We start from the raw sequence: 16,608 nt of genomic DNA on the forward strand, positions 1-16,608 counted from the left end.
CGAAGATTCCGTTCGACTTGCATGTCTTAAGCATACCGCCAGCGTTCAATCTGAGCCAGGATCAAACTCTTCAGTTCAATCTTCATCTTTTGAAATTGAAGAGCAAATCCATCGAAATTACGTATAAAATATATTAACGTGAACTCAATGGTTGCTTGCTTCTGTGCCTTTCAACACAATCGCAAGCCCCCACACAAGTTTTCTGGCTTCTTTTGTTAATCTGCGCGCTACTCTCTAAGCAGCGAGGGGCGAATCTTAAAGGCTTTCGAAGTTCGTGTCAAACACTTTTTCAAAAACTTTTCGTTGATTCCGAAAGCTGAATAATGACCTAAGTTACTGATTCTGCTTTCGTTTCAGAGCGTTTCTGCCCTGAGTGAGTGGCGCATTATACAGGCCACGTTCAGCCCGTCAACTGCTTTTATGAAACTTTTTTGAAAGCTTTTATCGGATCTCTAGCCAATCTATGCCATCCGCTTGATTTGCAACTTGAATCCAGCTTTTATCACAACCGACTCCTTCACAAAGCGCCTGATACGCGTAAGAAGGAAGGTTGTTATTCTCACTCAAATGCATCCCAACCAGATGTTGCAATTGACTTAAGTCAAGCTGCTCCAGCAAATGTTTTGATTGTTTATTATCCAAATGCCCATAACGTCCAGCAACCCGTGCCTTTAATGAAGGTGGATAAGCACTACCAGCCAGCAATGTTGCGTCATAATTACACTCTAACATTAACGCATCTAGCCGCTGAAGCATTTGCAGAATAAGCGGCGTATGACTTCCCACATCCGTCAGAATCCCCAGCTTGTGATTACCATTACTGAATACAAACTGGCAGGGTTCACGGGCATCATGAGGAACCGGGAATGGCGTGACCTGTAAATCCTGAATTTCCAGTGCCTGATGAACATTAATATAACGGGTTTCGGCAAACTTGACGTCACGCATGGCATGACAGGTACCAACGGTTAGCCATACAGGGATGTTGTAACGCCGTGAAAGCCGCCCCACCCCCGCAGCATGATCGCCGTGTTCGTGGGTAACAAGAATGGCAGTAAGGGATTGGGGCGAGCACCCCAAACGGTGCAAACGTCGTTCAGTTTCACTAAGACTAAAACCACAGTCCAGCAAAAGGCGTGTTTTGCCGGACTCGATCAGTGCTCCATTGCCTTTGCTACCACTACCGAGGGAAGCAAAACGCAACATTAGCGCTCAAATTCAGACTTGAGGCGTTCCAGCAAAGCAGTAGCAACGGCAGGCTTAAGAGGATTACCCCCAGCATCACTGACAGTGATCAGGCTACGGTTACCTGCATCAGCAATTTTCACCTGATACTTGCTACCAACTTTCAGCGCATCTTTGTCAGTGCTAAACAGGCGACCAAAGAAGCCCTGCTTACCATCATCAGCGCCACCACTATAAGAAGTAAGGTAAATACCATTAGCACGTTGTTGGCCTTCAATACTCATCCCAATACGCCCTAGCATCACACCAGAACGAATCCAGACATCATTCGCAGTACCACCGACCGCCAATGCTGGCTGACCACCATCCAGTGCAACCATTGCCGCCGATACAGCAGCTTGCTTAGGCGTCGCTGCCGTCGGCGTTGTAGCTGCCGTAGCATCACCACCTTGCAGGAAAACCATCAGGCGGTTGAGCATTTCAGCTTCTAACTCTGGTCTGGCAGGCACGTATTGCCATTTCGTCCCCGTACCACTTACTGATTCTTCAGCACGCTCGTGGCTCAGGTAAATATTGGTAGCTTGTGCTGCTGGACGCTCCAGACGAATTTTGAAGCGATCACGACTACCTGCGTCATACGCCCCTTCAAACGCCTTACCAATGGTTTTGCGAATAAAGTCGAGGGGAATTTCCGCTTTATTTTCTGCCCAATCGGTTTCCATGATGCCAACTCTCGGCTCATCACGCTTAATATCAACCCCCATCGTGCTCCAGAATTCTTGTAACTTTGGCCAGACGGCTTCCGCTGGTGCACCTACCTGCAGCCAACGGACATTGCCTTCACGCATAAGCTGAATCCCTGGGTTCGTCGGCAACACCACACGGTTATCACGTTGCACCTCACCACTTGTCAAGGCAGCAGCGCTGACCGAGCCACCGGGGATAGTGGCATACGTCGAATCATAATCCGGCGCACTCAGATCAGGGGGTACTTCCAGCGAATTGATGCTTTTATTGTTTTTGTAATCCACCCGTTCGCCGACTGAATCAATGTTCAACCCAGAGCAAGCCGACAAGGCCAGCACTGAACCAAGAACTACCACTGAACGTGACAGAGGAAGAATATTCATGGGACTCATTGTCTATTCCGTTTAGAAAACTAACACTCAATACCGGCTTTACGCATGGCTGCCAGTAATTGGGGCTTAATGGCATCAGAACAAGGTACCAGCGGTAAACGTATGCCGCGCTCATCCCCAAAACCCATCTGCGCCAATGCCCATTTAACTGGCATCGGGTTGGGTTCGAGGAACAGGTCACGGTGCAAATCTTCCAGCGTCGCATTGATACGGCTGGCGGTTTCCCGATCACCTGCCAACGCCGCCGCACACATGTCATGCATGGCTTTGGGGGCAACGTTAGCCGTAACTGAAATATCACCCTTGCCGCCCATCAGGATTAACTCCATCGCAGTCGCATCATCGCCACTGTAAATGTCGATGCTGTCGCCACAACGCTGCTGGATTTCCGTGACACGATCCAAATTGCCAGTGGCTTCCTTGATACCGACGATATTGGAAATAGCCGCAAGGCGTTCAACGGTACTGGGCAACATGTCGCAGACTGTCCGACCCGGTACATTATAGAGGATTTGCGGAATCGCGACCCGTTCGGCGATCAGCTTATGATGCTGATACAAACCTTCCTGCGTCGGCTTATTGTAGTAAGGCGTGACCAGCAAACAGGCATCTGCACCGTCCTGCATGGCGATTTGCGTCATTTCAATCGCTTCTGCCGTGCTATTAGAACCTGTCCCGGCGATGACCGGAATCTTACCTGCCACCAGTTGAATCACACGTTTCATGACATGCCGGTGTTCCTTGTAATCCAAGGTTGCCGACTCGCCAGTTGTGCCCACAGCTACAATGGCATCAGTGCCATTTTCCAGATGGAACGCCACCAGGGCTTCCAACGCTGCCTCATCCACATCCCCGTTAGCTGTCATCGGGGTAATGAGTGCCACCATACTGCCGCGAAACATGCAAGCCTCCAAAAAATGATTTGACAGCATACTACTGAGGCGGGTAATGAAACACAAGCATTACCATATTGCCGCGCTTGGCGCATTGAAAGACGTGTCTAAAAAGGAACCTATCATGACCACACCGACCCTTGGCAACCCTGTTGACGACTTTAGCTTGGCAGCCACATCCGGCCTGACTTTCCGTCTGTCTGATTTTCGAGACAAGGCGCATGTCATCCTCTACTTTTATCCTAAGGACAGCACACCCGGCTGTACCACAGAAGGTCAGGACTTCCGCGATGCCTACCCCCAGTTTCAGGCAGCGGATACAGTGATTTTTGGCATTTCCCGCGACAGCCTGAAATCGCACGAGAATTTCAAAGCAAAACAGACCTTTCCGTTTGAGCTACTGGCGGATGTGGAAGAAACAGCCTGCCAATGCTTCGATGTCATCAAACTGAAAAACATGTATGGCAAACAGGTACGCGGCATTGAACGCAGTACCTTCCTGATTGACAAACAAGGCATCCTGCGCCATGAATGGCGGAAGGTTTCTGTCAAAAACCATGTGGCAGCCGTGCTGACGGCGGCGCAAGCATTATCCTAATCATGACCCCTAGGAGTAACATGAGTCCGATACCAGCCCCCCATACACACGAAAAACGCCTGTTTGTCCTCGATACCAATGTGCTGATGCACGACCCTACCGCCCTGTTCCGCTTTCAAGAACATGATATTTTCCTACCGATGGTGGTGTTGGAAGAACTCGACCACAGCAAAAAAGGCGTCTCCGAAGTCGCTCGCAACGTGCGCCAAGTCAGCCGCTTCATGGATGACCTGATTTCGGCTGCCGGTACTGAATCCATCCACGCAGGCGTACCACTGGCTGGCAATACGCTACTGAGCGGCAGCAAAGCACCCAGCGGCAAGCTGATGTTCCAGACCGAAGCACTAAACGCCCCTGCCCCGACCGGGCTGCCCGGTGATTCGCCGGACAACACCATCCTCAGCGTTGCACTGAGTTTGCGGGATAAATACCCGGAACGGGATGTCATTCTGGTTTCCAAAGACATCAACCTGCGCATCAAAGCCACGATTGTCGGCCTGAAAGCCGAAGACTATTTCAACGACCAGGTGCTGGATGATGCCGACCTGCTACCAACCGGTTTCCACGAACTACCGGCGGATTTCTGGGAAGCGCATAATAAGGAGATGGAATCGTGGAAGGAACACGGGCATACCTTCTACAAACTGTTTGGCCCCCTGACACAAGAATGGCTACCGGGGCATTTCCTCGCCCTACCGGGGGATCAGCCATTTCAGGCCATTGTGCGCAAAAAAACCGCTGATCACGTCGTTATTGAAACCACCCGTGACTTCACCGAACCACGCCATGCCGTGTGGGGCATTACCGCGCGAAACCGCGAGCAGAACTTTGCCCTGAACCTACTCATGGATCCTGACATCGACTTCGTGACCCTGCTGGGTGCGGCCGGTACAGGCAAAACCTTGCTGACACTGGCGGCAGGCTTGGCACAATTACTCGACGAGCAGCTTTACAAAGAAATCATCATGACCCGCGTCACCGTGCCTGTCGGCGAGGACATCGGCTTTTTGCCCGGTACGGAAGAGGAAAAAATGGCTCCGTGGATGGGTGCATTGATGGATAACCTCGAAGTGCTGACCCAACCGACCAACGGTGGCAAATGGGGACGCAACGCCACGGATGAGTTCCTGATGAGCAAGATCAAGATCAAATCTCTGAATTTTATGCGTGGTCGAACCTTCCTGAATCGTTATATCATCATCGACGAAGCGCAAAATCTGACACCCAAACAGATGAAAACCCTGATTACGCGTGCAGGGCCGGGAACCAAGGTAGTGTGTCTGGGCAATATTGCGCAAATTGATACGCCTTACCTGACCGAAACATCGTCAGGCTTGACCTATGTGGTAGACCGTTTCAAGGGCTGGGAACACGGCGGGCATGTCACGCTGCAACGCGGCGAACGTTCACGTCTGGCGGATTACGCTTCTGATCATCTTTAATTAAATATCCCTTCGACTACGCTCAGGGAACAACAAAAGGGTTTGATATGTTGCACGATTTTATCAACTGGGTACTCGCTACGGTTGAAGCATGGGGTTATTGGGGTATTTTCATTGCAATGGCGATGGAATCAACCGTATTACCCGTACCGAGTGAATTGGTGGTTATCCCCGCAGGCATGTTGGCACACCAAGGAAAAATGGACTTGACCCTGGTGGTGTTGGCCTCCACTTTTGGTAGTTTGGTGGGTGCATCCATCAACTATGCCTTCGCCTTGTGGGTGGGACGCCCGTTTTTGGAAAAGTACGGCAAATACTTTTTCGTGCGCCCCGCCTTGCTGCAAAAAACGGATACGTTTTTCCTCAAGCACGGCGCTATTTCCACGTTTACCGGACGCTTGGTGCTAGGGATTCGCCACCTGATCTCTTTACCTGCTGGCCTCACCCGGATGAATCCGGCGAAATTCGCCTTGTATACCGTACTAGGCGCGGGGCTGTGGTCGCTGGTATTGGCACTGTTTGGCTATTTCATCGGTGGCAATCAAGCGCTGATTGAGGAAAACAAGCTACTGATCACTGCTAGTGTCCTAGGCTTCGTCGCGATGGTGCTAGTTGGCTATTATTTCTGGCAGAAACGCCGCCCGGCATAATTACGCCACCTGTAAGGACTGCATCAAAAAGTCCACCAATGCCCGTGTCTTTTCGGGCAAAAACTGGCGACTAGGGTAAACCGCATAGACCGAAATGGTTTGTGCGGAGTACTCCGGCAGAATGCGTACTAACTCACCCTTTTCCAGCGCGTCGATCAATTCAAAATCGGGTAGCATGACGACTCCCATCCCCGCTATCGCCGCCTGTTTCAGTACTTCGCCATTATTGGCGCACAGTTGCCCCCGTATCTGCACGTTATGCGCCTTGCCGACCTCATCATAAAAAGTCCAGCCTTCACGGTGACTAACATTGGTGTAATGCAAACACTGGTGGTGCGCCAAATCAGCAGGGGTTTGCGGCATACCCTGAGCTTGCAGGTAAGCCGGGGAAGCCACCGGCATCAGGTAAACATTTTCCAGCTTACGGGCGACCAGCCGTGAATCTTCCAGCACCCCAATGCGGATCACTACGTCGTAATTGCCATTCGCTGCATCGGTATAAGCATCATCCAAATGCGCAGTGAGGTGAATATCTGGGTGTTGTTGCAAAAAACGGATCAGCCAGTGCGACAAACGCACTTTGCCGTAGGTCATCGGCATATTAATGCGTAACGAGCCACTCAACGTGCCTTGCATAGCGAGCAAATGCTGATCAACCCGCGAAACCTCTTCCTGAATTTCACGGCAATGTTGGTAGTAATATTGCCCAGCTTCCGTCAGGGAAAGCTGGCGCGTATTGCGGGTCAGCAAGCGCACCCCCAACTCCGTTTCCAGCATTTTCAAGCGCTTGCTCACAGCGGCAACAGTCAATTCCAGCTTGTCAGCAGCGGCAGTAATGCTGCCACCATCAACGATGGCGACAAAATTACCCATGTATTCCAGACGGCTCATTATCAACCTCTTGTTTATAGTTAATGTAATAATAATGACTTTATCAAAATAAGATTAAACATTATCCTGCTACTCAAGTAAAGACAAGTTATCAGGAGCACATCATGGAACACATCCACGCAGATTCACGCGGCGCATTCAAAAATGAATGGCTGGAAAGCCGCCACAGCTTTTCCTTCAGCGAATACCACGATCCTGCTCGCATGAACTTTTCATCGCTACGGGTGATCAATGAAGACTGGGTAGCCGCAAAAGGTGGCTTCCCGATGCACGGGCATCGTGACATGGAAATCGTCACTTACGTGATGGAAGGCGCGTTGTCGCATAAAGACAGCCTCGGCAATGGCAGCGCCATCCGCCCCGGCGATGTGCAACGCATGAGTGCCGGGCGCGGCATTTTGCATTCGGAATTCAACCATTCTGAAACAGAGGCTGTACATTTACTGCAAATCTGGCTCTTACCGACTGTCACGGGTATCCAACCCGGTTATGCGCAAGTGCATTTCCCGCTAGAGCAACGGCGTGGCAAACTACAATTACTGGTAACGCCGGATGGACGTGACGGTTCACTGAACATAAATACTGACACCTGTTTGTACGCCAGCATTCTGGCAGCCGGGGAAACCGCTCATTGGGCGAAACCGGACAAGCGTGCGGTTTATGTACATGTGGCACGCGGCAGCTTGATACTAAACGGTATGACCCTACAGGCTGGGGATGCTTTAGCCATACCCGAAGCAACACCGCTAGAACTCGCCTTTTCCAGCGATTCAACGGCAGAGTTTTTGGTATTTGATTTGCCCATAGCGAGGGAATAAATGCAACTGAGAAATTCACCACAGGCTTACGGCTGGGTTTCAATCCTGCTGCATTGGCTGATGGCGGTGGCACTGATTGGCATGTATTGCGTCGGCACTTACATGGTCGATCTGGAATATTACGACCGCTTGTACCACACCCTGCCTACCTTGCATAAAGCCACGGGTGTGCTGTTGGCGGGCTTGCTGCTGGTACGGCTAGCTTGGGTTTATGCCCAACCGCGCCCTTTGCCCACTGTAAGCCGTGCGCCTGACCTCACCCATCTCGCAGGCAAATTAGGGCATATCGCCTTGTATGGCCTGCTGGTCGTGATCATTATCAGTGGCTACCTGATTTCCACCGCGAAAGGGCATGGCATTAATGTGTTCGACCTGTTCGAGCTACCCGCACTCTTGCCCGCAGACAAGGATCGCGGTGAACTGGCGGGCGACATCCACGAAATCGTCGCCACCCTGTTCATTTTTCTGGTGGGTGTACATGCACTCGCCGCACTCATCCACCATTTTTACTGGAAAGACAAGACCTTGACCCGCATGTTGGGCAAAGGTTAATACCAAACATTGGGAGAACCTCATGAAAACCATTATCGCAAGCTCACTGCTAACCCTCGGTTTACTGGCAGGCAATGCCGCGTATGCGGACGACTACACTATCGACACCGAAGGAATGCACGCCTCCATCCAGTTCCGCATCCAGCATCTGGGCTATAGCTGGCTGTACGGGCGTTTCGACAAGTTCAGCGGCAACTTCAGCTACGACGAAGCCAAGCCGGAAGACACCAAGGTCGAAGTGACCATCGACACCACCAGCGTCAACAGCAACCACGCCGAGCGTGACAAGCACCTGAGCGGGGAAGATTTTTTGGACGTGAAAAAATTCCCGGAAGCCAAATTCGTCAGCACAAAATACAGCGGCGGCAAGCTGGAAGGCAACCTGACCCTGCACGGTGTCACCAAGCCGATCACGATTGACGTGAAAGAAATTGGCGCAGGCGCTGATCCGTGGGGTGGTTTCCGCCGAGGCTTTGAGGGTAGCACCAAGTTTGCCTTGGCAGACTTCGGCATCGAGAAAGATTTGGGGCCTGCCTCTAAAGAAGTCGAGATGATTCTGGCGGTAGAAGGCGTGAAGAAATAAGAAGTACTAGGGCGTGAGCGATCACGCCCTATCTCTCTTAAAAATCCCGCCCAAAATTGAAATAAGCTTCATGATCAAAGCCTTCGGTCTTGCGTACCCCGATGAATGCAGGGCCAATCGGTGTTTCCCCACCCAAAAAGACTGAACCAGTCGCCCGTAAATCGCTCAGGCTCACCTCATTCGCTTGTTGCCACGCCTGACTGCCACCCACCGACGCCCCCACATGCACTTTGGCTACCTGCGGTATTTCGGCAAGCTGACGCATATAGGTCAAGGAACCATCCAGCGTATAATTACCCACCAACTGGTCATTATCGACAAATGACAACCGCCCGGTTTGCAAATCCCCGCTCGCATTACTGGCACTGAACACCAAGCCATCATCGTTATTGGCCTTGGCACCGACCTGCCCACTCACGATCAAACGGTGTTTATCGCGACTCAAAACCCGCTCACCTTTCAGTTCAATCCGAGAAAAATCCGTATCGCTCCCCATCTCCTGAATACCCTGCGTATATGCAGCCGTCACCCGCCCGCCCTTGGTGGGGAAATTCACCGAATCCAGTGTATCCGACTGATATTGCAAGGTTACTCCCGCCTCAGCCAGCGAGTCATCGGGTAAAGTCAGCGTGCCGGTTTTCACCTCCGGCGTAATGTGCTGGTAAAACACCCCAGCACGGACTTCGGCATTATTACCCAGGGCACGCCCCACATCGAACTGCGCCCCACCTTCACTCGCCCGCAACTCTGCCACCTGTTGTGTGCCTTGCAAAATGCTGGCATCGCGTTCCTGATACCACGCACTGGGAGCGACAAAGGTTTCCTTGCCATCCTGCAAGGGATGGTGCAATTCGGCTTTGGCGAGAATGCGTTCGCCGATCACCCCTTGCAGGCGCAACTCCGTCCCCTGCGTTGTCAAACCCTTGCGCACGTATTTCACCCCAGCCTGATACCCGGTGTCGCCATTAAAGTCATCGCTCAACGCAAACCCGGTACTGATCCGCTGATCGCCTTGGTCAGCCTTGCGTGCCATCACCTTGAGATCGTAATCACCATCCGGGCGTGGCGTCAGGTGGTAATCTACCAGACTGAAATACCCCAAGCTGTACACTCTGTCCAACCCCGCCTGCAAACGCTGGTCGTCGAGTACCTCACCCGATTGGATACCCAGTTTTTGCAACACCAGCTTATCACTCAAGGATGACTCATTCTCAAGCTGTACCCGTGCCAGTTTGATCGGGCGACCCACTGTCTTGGGCTGGACACTGGCGCGGCGCGGCATCTGTTCCGGCAATACGGCCAGTTTCTTTAAAGCCCCTAATGTTGCATTCGCCCCTTGTACGCCACGCGGAATGGTTTCAGCGACCCGGTCAAACGCCAGATTGCCAATATCGCCCACCGGCGGCTGGATCAGAATGTCCTTATCCGTCAGGCTCGCCAACTGCGTATCACTGGTCTTGCGCATCAGCAAATCCATCGACTGCAAACTGATGTCCAGCGCCGAATCCAGCTTGCGGTTGGCTTCAGGCGGAATGCTGGAAACGATCACAATGTCAGCGCCCATTTGCCGCGCGATATCCACCGGCAAGTTGTTCGACACCAAACCATCCACCAGCAAACGGTTGTCGATAGTCACGGGTGCAAACAACCCCGGAATCGACATGCTGGCACGTACCGCTGTCGCCAGATTGCCTTGTTTCAATACCACGGTTTCGCCGGTACGGATATCGGTGGCCACCGCCCGAAACGGAATCGGCAAACGGTCAAAGTCAGTGACCCGATCCACCGGCTTGAGCAAGCGGCGCAACTCAAACATCAGCCGCTGCCCGTCAATCAGGCCGCCGGGTAGTTTCACCCCATCCTTGGACACACCCAAACTGAAGGCACTGAAAAAATCCGCGCTCTGCTGCTTTTGGTCATACGATTTGATTTGGTAAGAAGGGTCGTCGCGGAACAGATTGATCCAATCGAGATCGTGCACCACTTTTTCGATGTCATCGGCACTCATGCCGGAGGCATACAAACTGCCGACAATCGCGCCCATGCTATTGCCCGCAATCACGTCAATGGGAATATGGTTGGCTTCCAACACTTTGAGCACACCGACGTGCGCTACCCCGGCAGCCCCGCCGCCGCCCAGCACCAAACCGATTTTGGGACGAGGCTCGGTATCCGCGTTAGCCGGTGACAGACCCAGCGTTAGCAGCAACAACAGACTGACAAGGAATTTCATACACGTAATCCAAGCTCAGCGGCGCATGATCGGAGAAGCGTTCATCTTTATAAATCGCCGCTGCGCTCACCTTGCCTTGCAGTGATGGCGAAAGAATTTGGTAATCAATCCGCCAACCGACATTCTTTGCCCACGCCTGCCCACGGTTTGACCACCACGTATACTGTTCGGCTTCCTGATTCACTTCACGGAAACCATCCACAAAGCCGACCTCACCGAACAACTTGTCCAGCCAAGCGCGTTCTTCCGGCAAGAAACCGGAATTTTTCAGGTTGCCCTTCCAGTTTTTGATGTCGATGTTTTGGTGGGCAATGTTCCAGTCGCCGCAGATGATGTAATCACGCCCGGAGGCTTTCATCTGCTCCATCAACGGCAGAAAATGATCCATGCAACGGTACTTGGCTTGCTGACGCTCTTCACTCGACGAGCCGGAAGGCAAGTACAAGGAAATCACGCTCAGTTTGCCAAAACGCGCTTCAATGTAACGGCCTTCCGCATCGAATTCCGCATTGCCCATCCCCATGATGACGTCATCCGGCTGGGTACGGCAATAAAGCGCTACCCCACTGTAGCCTTTCTTGATGGCATCATGGTAATAGCAATGGTAGCCTTCCGGGAAAAACAGCGCGGGGTTTTCTTGCAGTTGATGGATTTGCGCCTTGGTTTCCTGAATGCACACCACATCCGCCTGCTGCTGCTTCATCCACTCGAAGAAGCCTTTTTTCGCCGCAGAGCGGATGCCGTTGGTGTTGGCTGAAATTATTCTCATGCCGCCTCAGAAGTGCCTTCCGGGAAACCGCACAGCAGCACTTCCAACAAGGCTTTCTGGGCGTGCAAGCGGTTCTCGGCCTCATCCCAGACCACGCTTTGCGCACCATCCATGACTTCAGCAGAAACTTCCATGCCACGGTAAGCAGGCAGGCAGTGCATAAACAGCGCATCCGGCGTTGCCAGTTGCATCATGTCGGTGGTGACTTGATACCCGGCGAAGGCTGTTTCACGGATTTTCTTTTCCGCTTCCTGACCCATGCTTGCCCACGTATCCGTGACCACCACATCCGCACCTTTGGCCGCTGCGCTAGGATCACGGAAAAAGGTCACGTGCCCAGCCGTTGCTGAGATCACATCCCCGTCCGGGTCGTAGCCTTCCGGGCAAGCCACATTCAAGTGGAAGCCGAACAGCATCGCCGCATTCATCCACGAATGGCACATATTATTACCATCGCCAATCCACGCCACGGTTTTGCCGTTGGGCAGTCCGCGCTGTTCGATCCACGTCATCATGTCCGCCAACAACTGGCAAGGGTGGAATTTATCCGTCAACGCGTTGATGACTGGCACGCGGGAATTCGCCGCAAACAGCTCCACTTTTTCCTGCTCAAAGGTGCGGATCATCACCACATCGACCATGCGCGAAATCACCCGCGCAGAATCTTCAATCGGCTCACCCCGCCCCAACTGGGTATCGTTGGGCGACAGGAACATGGAATGCCCGCCCAATTGGGTCATGCCCGCTTCAAACGACACGCGGGTACGGGTAGACGATTTCTCGAAAATCATCGCCAAGGTGCGCAGGTGCAGCGGCTCATGGGTTTCCCCACGTTTCCACATCGCCTTGAGTTGAATGGCACGACCAATCAGGCTGATCAATTCAACCGGAGTAAAGTCAGTTAACGTCAGAAAATGCCTGACAGGTTTATTATTCATCGTTGTCATGAGGGTCTCTCTCCAGCAGCGGGGTGCAAGAATGCCTGCACCAATGCAGTTACCATAGTTATTATGTGATCGGCCTGTTCGTGCGTAATGATTAAGGGTGGTAACAAGCGGATAACATTGCCAGCCGTAACATTGAGCAACAGACCACTCTCCAAAGCCTGTTTCACCAACTCGCCGCAATCACGTTCCAGTTCCACTCCCACCATCAAACCTTTCACACGAATCTCGCGTACACCTGTCTCACCCGCCAGTTTTGCGCGGAATTGCGACAGGAAGTATTCACCCAACTCAGCCGCACGGGCTGGCAGGTTTTCTTGTTCCATCACGCCAATCACGGCACGCGCCGCACGGCACGCCAGCGGATTACCGCCAAACGTCGAGCCATGATTGCCGGGGCCAAACACATTGGCCGCTTTACCACCCGCCAGACACGCACCAATCGGCACGCCATTGCCGAGCGCTTTGGCCAGCGTCATCACATCCGGCTGAATGCCAGAATGCTGGAACGCAAACCACTTGCCGGTACGCGCCATGCCGGACTGGATTTCATCCACCATCAGCAGCCAATCGTGCTGGTCGCAGATAGCGCGTAAACGTGGCAAATAATCGTCTGCCGGAATGCGGATACCGCCTTCGCCCTGCACGGGTTCGACCAGCACCGCGACGATATTCGGGTTGCTGCCCAAAGCGGCTACCGCATCGGCATCACCGTATTCAACGCGCACGAAACCTTCGACCAAAGGGCCAAATCCGGCTTGCGCCTTAGGGTTGCCGGTCGCGGTCACGGTTGCCATGGTGCGCCCGTGGAAGGCATTGCTCATCACCACCACCGTGGGGATTTCGACACCTTTATTATGGCCATACAGACGCGCAATCTTGATGGCGGCTTCGTTCGCTTCCGCACCGGAATTGCCGAAAAACACGTTCTCGAAACCGGACAACGCACACAGCTTTTCTGCCAACGCCTGCTGGTGTTCGATCTGATACAGATTGGAGGTGTGCAACAACTCATGGGCTTGCGCACAAATGGCATCTGCCACCTCGCGTCGCGCATGACCAACGTTGCAAACGGAAATGCCACTGAGGGCATCCAAGTATTGTTTGCCTGCGGTATCCCACAGGAAAGCACCTTCGCCTTTCGCGAAAGTGACCGGCAAACGTGCATACGTCGGCATTACTGCATTAGTCACGGCAAAACCTCCAAAAAATAGCCATAACAGCCAAAAATGCGAAAGGCAGCCCAGACAGGCTGCCTTTGCGAGAAAGCCGAAGACTATAGGCAATCGACTTGCGCTTGTCAATCACCAAATTAGTGCCTTGTCAAGCGCTTTCTGTCAGGCGGATTTTTCAGGGGTCAAATACCTGTCGTGAGCTGATTAAAGCGAACTAAAGCAGATCACGTTCTTGAAGGTTTTTGAGCAACTCAGTTCGATTAGTTGTCGCTGTTTTTTGGTAAATGGTTCTCACATGGCTTTCAACCGTGCGGGATGAACCAATATCCAACATTTTGGCAATCACTCCCGCCTGATGGCCATTTGCCCATAAACGCGCAACACGCAACTGCTGAGGGGTCAGGGTATTGGTTTCAGCGGGAACAGCGGAAGGTTCCTCGGAGGTTTGCGCCCTCAATGATTTTACCCGCAGCCGCGAGCGCCCCATGAACAACAGAATGCTGATTGCACCCAATAACGCTATCACGGTGAGTGACAAGCGAGCTTTAACCAAATGGTCGGTACGATTCAACCAAACCAACAGGCGCGTGAAAGTATCCATTTCTGGTTGCAAGTTGGCGGCTGCCGCCAAACTGGTGGGTAATGTCAGCCAAACATTCACTTTTTCGAGTAGAGCAGGATTGTTGTAAACAATAATGGCGTATTCTTCCCGCGAAAAGCCGCCAAAAGGTGGCTCAATCGTGTATTGATCACGTACCTCTTGGGGTATCTCAGCAGGATTCATCAGAATACCATTCAACAAGATTTCATCGCTGGCGTAAGCATCCAAGGCACTCTCTGCCTCAACGGGTTCCAGCAAACGCTCAACAGCCTCTTTACGACTGGCCAGCGGCTTGATTTGTGCAGTGGGAAATACTTTAGCAAGCAGTGAGGTAGTTGTTACAGGTAATGACACATCCCCGCTGGCTTGCAGAACGCCAATCCTGATCGAGGCTGGATTCGTATAAAACGTCTCTAGCTTGGTGTTTCTCAGCAATAACTTGGTCGGTGTCACGGCAAATGGCTGTGAAAATACCCCTTTGAACCGACCATCAGCAGGCTGTAGCAGCGCTTCCCGCTCAGGGGTACGAGAAGTTGGCCCACACTCAATACCCGCTCTGCCATGCAAGCCTTCAGCAAAAGCTACAAAGCGCGTATCAAACCGCAACTCTTTCCAGTCCAGCGAGTAACCATTCTCTTCAAGATAATCCCATAAATCGGCACAAAACCCCGCACCGATACCCGCAGTTTCCCCTTGCACCCAATGAGATGAACTTACCGGCCAGCCATCCATACTGTAACCAAACACTACTTTTTCTGGCACCACAGCTGAATTTACCGTAACACTGCTACCCAACATCATCACGCCCAACACACCAAGCTTCAGAGTACGATACTGCCCCATTGGTTGCTCCTGTTGAAACCGATTATCCGCTAGAAGTTTAGTCTATCTAGCGGATAATAAGCACCCCAGCACCCTATTGTGATTCAAATTACCATCAATTAACCACCACCACTGCCGCCGCTTCCGCCGCTTCCGCCGCAGCCGCCGTCAGCGTCACCGCCACCGCCGCCGCCATTACTGCTACGTGTGGAAATCCATGCGGTATAACCACAGCTACTACACTGATGCTCTGCTTCTTGCGCATCCTTATTCTGTACCCCCGTTGGTTTAAATACATGCCGAGCCTTGCACTGCGGGCAACGCTGATTACTCCAAGCAGCATAGGAAATCACGCCTATCAACAACAAAATCCAACTCCATCCACCCAAAAAGAAAAAGGATATAAAGAATGCTCCAAAGCCAGCCAGTGGCAACAAACACCCCCATGGATCATTCCACACAGCTTTGACTACCCCATACAAGCTCCACAAAACAATAATCAGCGGAATCAGCCAGGGCATCAGCCAGATTGCTGCCACCTCAACATCCTCTAGGGTTGGCATATCACCAGCCTGCGTAACACCAATAAATCCCGCCAACCCCAGCGTGCCGAACCACAGCCCTTTACGTACCCAACCATGATGCACTGAACCCTTGTTTATCAGGCGCTTGATCACCCCATGAGTACGGGTATTCACCAAGCGTAAGTAAGGCGTGTCACGTAAGCGCTCACCGGGGGATTCCCAAATATCTGCCGGTGGCTTTTCACCAAACCAGTGTTCGTAACTCGCTAAGGTTTCTGCGTAGTCACGGTAGAAAGCATTGCGCTCATCCAGCCCACCACGAGAAGGAATATGATGCAACGGTTTACCCAATACTGTGCCGCACAAATCCTGCCAGTAGGATTCTGTGTAAATCAGGTGAAAATGCCACGTTTGATCAACCGCTTCACAGGGGCAAACAAAATGTCCAGCCGTCATGGTGAGAAACAAGAAACGCTTATATTCAGTAAACACCCGTTCGGTATAAGCGACCGTCCAGCCATTCATCCGCGCCAGCTTCCCCAGAAATGCCAGTGGCACATCCTCATAGGTACTGACCTGAAAAGCGTGTAGACGTTGGTATAAATCCACCCACTCAGGATGATCTTGTAACGCAACAGGAAAAGTAGTGTTCATGGTAAACCTCCGTTATCGGCTTGAGATACACCTCCTGTTTTACACAGATAACTAACTGAAAAACATAATAATTAATACGTAATGCACTCACCATAAACACGTAAGTAATCATGACTAGACTACCTACGTAGTGTC

General features: G+C 52.1%; 16 protein-coding genes and 1 rRNA gene. 6 read left to right on the plus strand and 11 right to left on the minus strand.

All coding sequences use genetic code 11. The features are described 5' to 3' along the window. From Q394_RS0113925 to dapA, 4 genes are all read right to left on the minus strand, one after another. Window positions 1-77, minus strand: a 16S ribosomal RNA gene (locus Q394_RS0113925); the annotation flags it as partial. Between the two features lie 364 nt (window positions 78-441). Continuing rightward, a complete protein-coding gene (locus Q394_RS0113930) occupies window positions 442-1,206 on the minus strand; it encodes an MBL fold metallo-hydrolase (protein ID WP_211248817.1) in 765 nt (254 codons plus the stop codon). Next, window positions 1,206-2,324, minus strand: coding sequence for an outer membrane protein assembly factor BamC (gene bamC, locus Q394_RS20460; protein ID WP_051543457.1), 1,119 nt, complete (start codon window positions 2,322-2,324; stop codon window positions 1,206-1,208). Before bamC ends, Q394_RS0113930 begins: the two co-directional genes overlap by 1 nt. A 20-nt stretch (window positions 2,325-2,344) precedes the next feature. Beyond that, window positions 2,345-3,226 (minus strand): 4-hydroxy-tetrahydrodipicolinate synthase, encoded by an 882-nt coding sequence (dapA, locus tag Q394_RS0113940; protein ID WP_028489806.1) that lies wholly within the window; start codon window positions 3,224-3,226, stop codon window positions 2,345-2,347. A gap of 115 nt (window positions 3,227-3,341) precedes the next feature. Here dapA and Q394_RS0113945 point away from each other — a divergent pair, with 115 nt between their 5' ends. Genes Q394_RS0113945 through Q394_RS0113955 form a run of 3 tightly spaced genes read left to right on the plus strand, consistent with a single transcriptional unit; the run spans window position 3,342 to window position 5,907 of the window. After that, on the plus strand, window positions 3,342-3,815 hold the full coding sequence (locus Q394_RS0113945; RefSeq protein WP_028489807.1) for a peroxiredoxin: 474 nt from the start codon (window positions 3,342-3,344) through the stop codon (window positions 3,813-3,815). A gap of 20 nt (window positions 3,816-3,835) precedes the next feature. Next, on the plus strand, window positions 3,836-5,257 hold the full coding sequence (locus Q394_RS0113950) for a PhoH family protein (RefSeq protein ID WP_028489808.1): 1,422 nt from the start codon (window positions 3,836-3,838) through the stop codon (window positions 5,255-5,257). Window positions 5,258-5,304: 47 nt separating this feature from the next. Further along, window positions 5,305-5,907, plus strand: a complete 603-nt coding sequence (locus Q394_RS0113955; protein WP_028489809.1) for a DedA family protein — start codon at window positions 5,305-5,307, stop codon at window positions 5,905-5,907. Here the strand turns inward: Q394_RS0113955 and Q394_RS0113960 are convergent, their stop codons facing one another. Beyond that, window positions 5,908-6,798, minus strand: a complete 891-nt coding sequence (locus Q394_RS0113960; RefSeq protein ID WP_028489810.1) for a LysR family transcriptional regulator — start codon at window positions 6,796-6,798, stop codon at window positions 5,908-5,910. A gap of 104 nt (window positions 6,799-6,902) precedes the next feature. Between Q394_RS0113960 and Q394_RS0113965 the strand changes: the two genes are divergently transcribed. Genes Q394_RS0113965 through Q394_RS0113975 form a run of 3 tightly spaced genes read left to right on the plus strand, consistent with a single transcriptional unit; the run spans window position 6,903 to window position 8,751 of the window. Beyond that, a complete protein-coding gene (locus Q394_RS0113965) occupies window positions 6,903-7,616 on the plus strand; it encodes a pirin family protein (RefSeq protein WP_038141624.1) in 714 nt (237 codons plus the stop codon). Beyond that, window positions 7,617-8,168, plus strand: a complete 552-nt coding sequence (locus Q394_RS0113970; RefSeq protein WP_028489812.1) for a cytochrome b — start codon at window positions 7,617-7,619, stop codon at window positions 8,166-8,168. 22 nt (window positions 8,169-8,190) lie between these two features. Continuing rightward, complete coding sequence (locus Q394_RS0113975) at window positions 8,191-8,751, plus strand: YceI family protein (protein ID WP_028489813.1); 561 nt, start codon at window positions 8,191-8,193, stop codon at window positions 8,749-8,751. A gap of 37 nt (window positions 8,752-8,788) precedes the next feature. Here the strand turns inward: Q394_RS0113975 and Q394_RS0113980 are convergent, their stop codons facing one another. From Q394_RS0113980 to Q394_RS21615, 6 genes are all read right to left on the minus strand, one after another. Further along, window positions 8,789-10,984 (minus strand): patatin-like phospholipase family protein, encoded by a 2,196-nt coding sequence (locus tag Q394_RS0113980; RefSeq protein ID WP_028489814.1) that lies wholly within the window; start codon window positions 10,982-10,984, stop codon window positions 8,789-8,791. After that, the gene (locus Q394_RS20465) at window positions 10,929-11,753 is read right to left on the minus strand and encodes an exodeoxyribonuclease III (RefSeq protein ID WP_051543458.1); all 825 of its coding nucleotides are present in this window, start codon (window positions 11,751-11,753) and stop codon (window positions 10,929-10,931) included. The genes Q394_RS0113980 and Q394_RS20465 overlap by 56 nt, the downstream gene beginning before the upstream one ends. Then, complete coding sequence (argF, locus tag Q394_RS0113990) at window positions 11,750-12,700, minus strand: ornithine carbamoyltransferase (RefSeq protein ID WP_425426774.1); 951 nt, start codon at window positions 12,698-12,700, stop codon at window positions 11,750-11,752. The genes Q394_RS20465 and argF overlap by 4 nt, the downstream gene beginning before the upstream one ends. Next, window positions 12,697-13,890, minus strand: a complete 1,194-nt coding sequence (locus Q394_RS0113995; protein ID WP_028489816.1) for an aspartate aminotransferase family protein — start codon at window positions 13,888-13,890, stop codon at window positions 12,697-12,699. Before Q394_RS0113995 ends, argF begins: the two co-directional genes overlap by 4 nt. 196 nt (window positions 13,891-14,086) lie before the next feature. Beyond that, entirely contained in the window at window positions 14,087-15,316 is a 1,230-nt protein-coding gene (locus Q394_RS21610; RefSeq protein ID WP_028489817.1) for a LuxR family transcriptional regulator, read from the minus strand. Window positions 15,317-15,414: 98 nt separating this feature from the next. Beyond that, entirely contained in the window at window positions 15,415-16,473 is a 1,059-nt protein-coding gene (locus Q394_RS21615) for a glycine-rich domain-containing protein (protein ID WP_051543459.1), read from the minus strand. Window positions 16,474-16,608: the final 135 nt, after the last annotated feature.

The sequence above is a fragment of the Thiothrix lacustris DSM 21227 genome, from assembly GCF_000621325.1.
In the GTDB taxonomy this organism is placed as follows: Bacteria; Pseudomonadota; Gammaproteobacteria; order Thiotrichales; family Thiotrichaceae; genus Thiothrix; species Thiothrix lacustris.

Bases quoted from the DNA above. Each gene is read 5' to 3' on its own strand.
- bamC (WP_051543457.1), bottom strand. From the start codon at position 2,324: ATGAGTCCCATGAATATTCTTCCTCTGTCACGTTCAGTGGTAGTTCTT.
- Q394_RS0113965 (WP_038141624.1), top strand. From the start codon at position 6,903: ATGGAACACATCCACGCAGATTCACGCGGCGCATTCAAAAATGAATGG.
- Q394_RS0113975 (WP_028489813.1), top strand. From the start codon at position 8,191: ATGAAAACCATTATCGCAAGCTCACTGCTAACCCTCGGTTTACTGGCA.
- dapA (WP_028489806.1), bottom strand. From the start codon at position 3,226: ATGTTTCGCGGCAGTATGGTGGCACTCATTACCCCGATGACAGCTAAC.
- argF (WP_425426774.1), bottom strand. From the start codon at position 12,700: ATGACAACGATGAATAATAAACCTGTCAGGCATTTTCTGACGTTAACT.
- Q394_RS0113955 (WP_028489809.1), top strand. From the start codon at position 5,305: ATGTTGCACGATTTTATCAACTGGGTACTCGCTACGGTTGAAGCATGG.
- Q394_RS20465 (WP_051543458.1), bottom strand. From the start codon at position 11,753: ATGAGAATAATTTCAGCCAACACCAACGGCATCCGCTCTGCGGCGAAA.
- Q394_RS0113950 (WP_028489808.1), top strand. From the start codon at position 3,836: ATGAGTCCGATACCAGCCCCCCATACACACGAAAAACGCCTGTTTGTC.
- Q394_RS21610 (WP_028489817.1), bottom strand. From the start codon at position 15,316: ATGGGGCAGTATCGTACTCTGAAGCTTGGTGTGTTGGGCGTGATGATG.
- Q394_RS0113980 (WP_028489814.1), bottom strand. From the start codon at position 10,984: ATGAAATTCCTTGTCAGTCTGTTGTTGCTGCTAACGCTGGGTCTGTCA.
- Q394_RS0113930 (WP_211248817.1), bottom strand. From the start codon at position 1,206: ATGTTGCGTTTTGCTTCCCTCGGTAGTGGTAGCAAAGGCAATGGAGCA.
- Q394_RS0113945 (WP_028489807.1), top strand. From the start codon at position 3,342: ATGACCACACCGACCCTTGGCAACCCTGTTGACGACTTTAGCTTGGCA.
- Q394_RS0113960 (WP_028489810.1), bottom strand. From the start codon at position 6,798: ATGAGCCGTCTGGAATACATGGGTAATTTTGTCGCCATCGTTGATGGT.
- Q394_RS21615 (WP_051543459.1), bottom strand. From the start codon at position 16,473: ATGAACACTACTTTTCCTGTTGCGTTACAAGATCATCCTGAGTGGGTG.
- Q394_RS0113970 (WP_028489812.1), top strand. From the start codon at position 7,617: ATGCAACTGAGAAATTCACCACAGGCTTACGGCTGGGTTTCAATCCTG.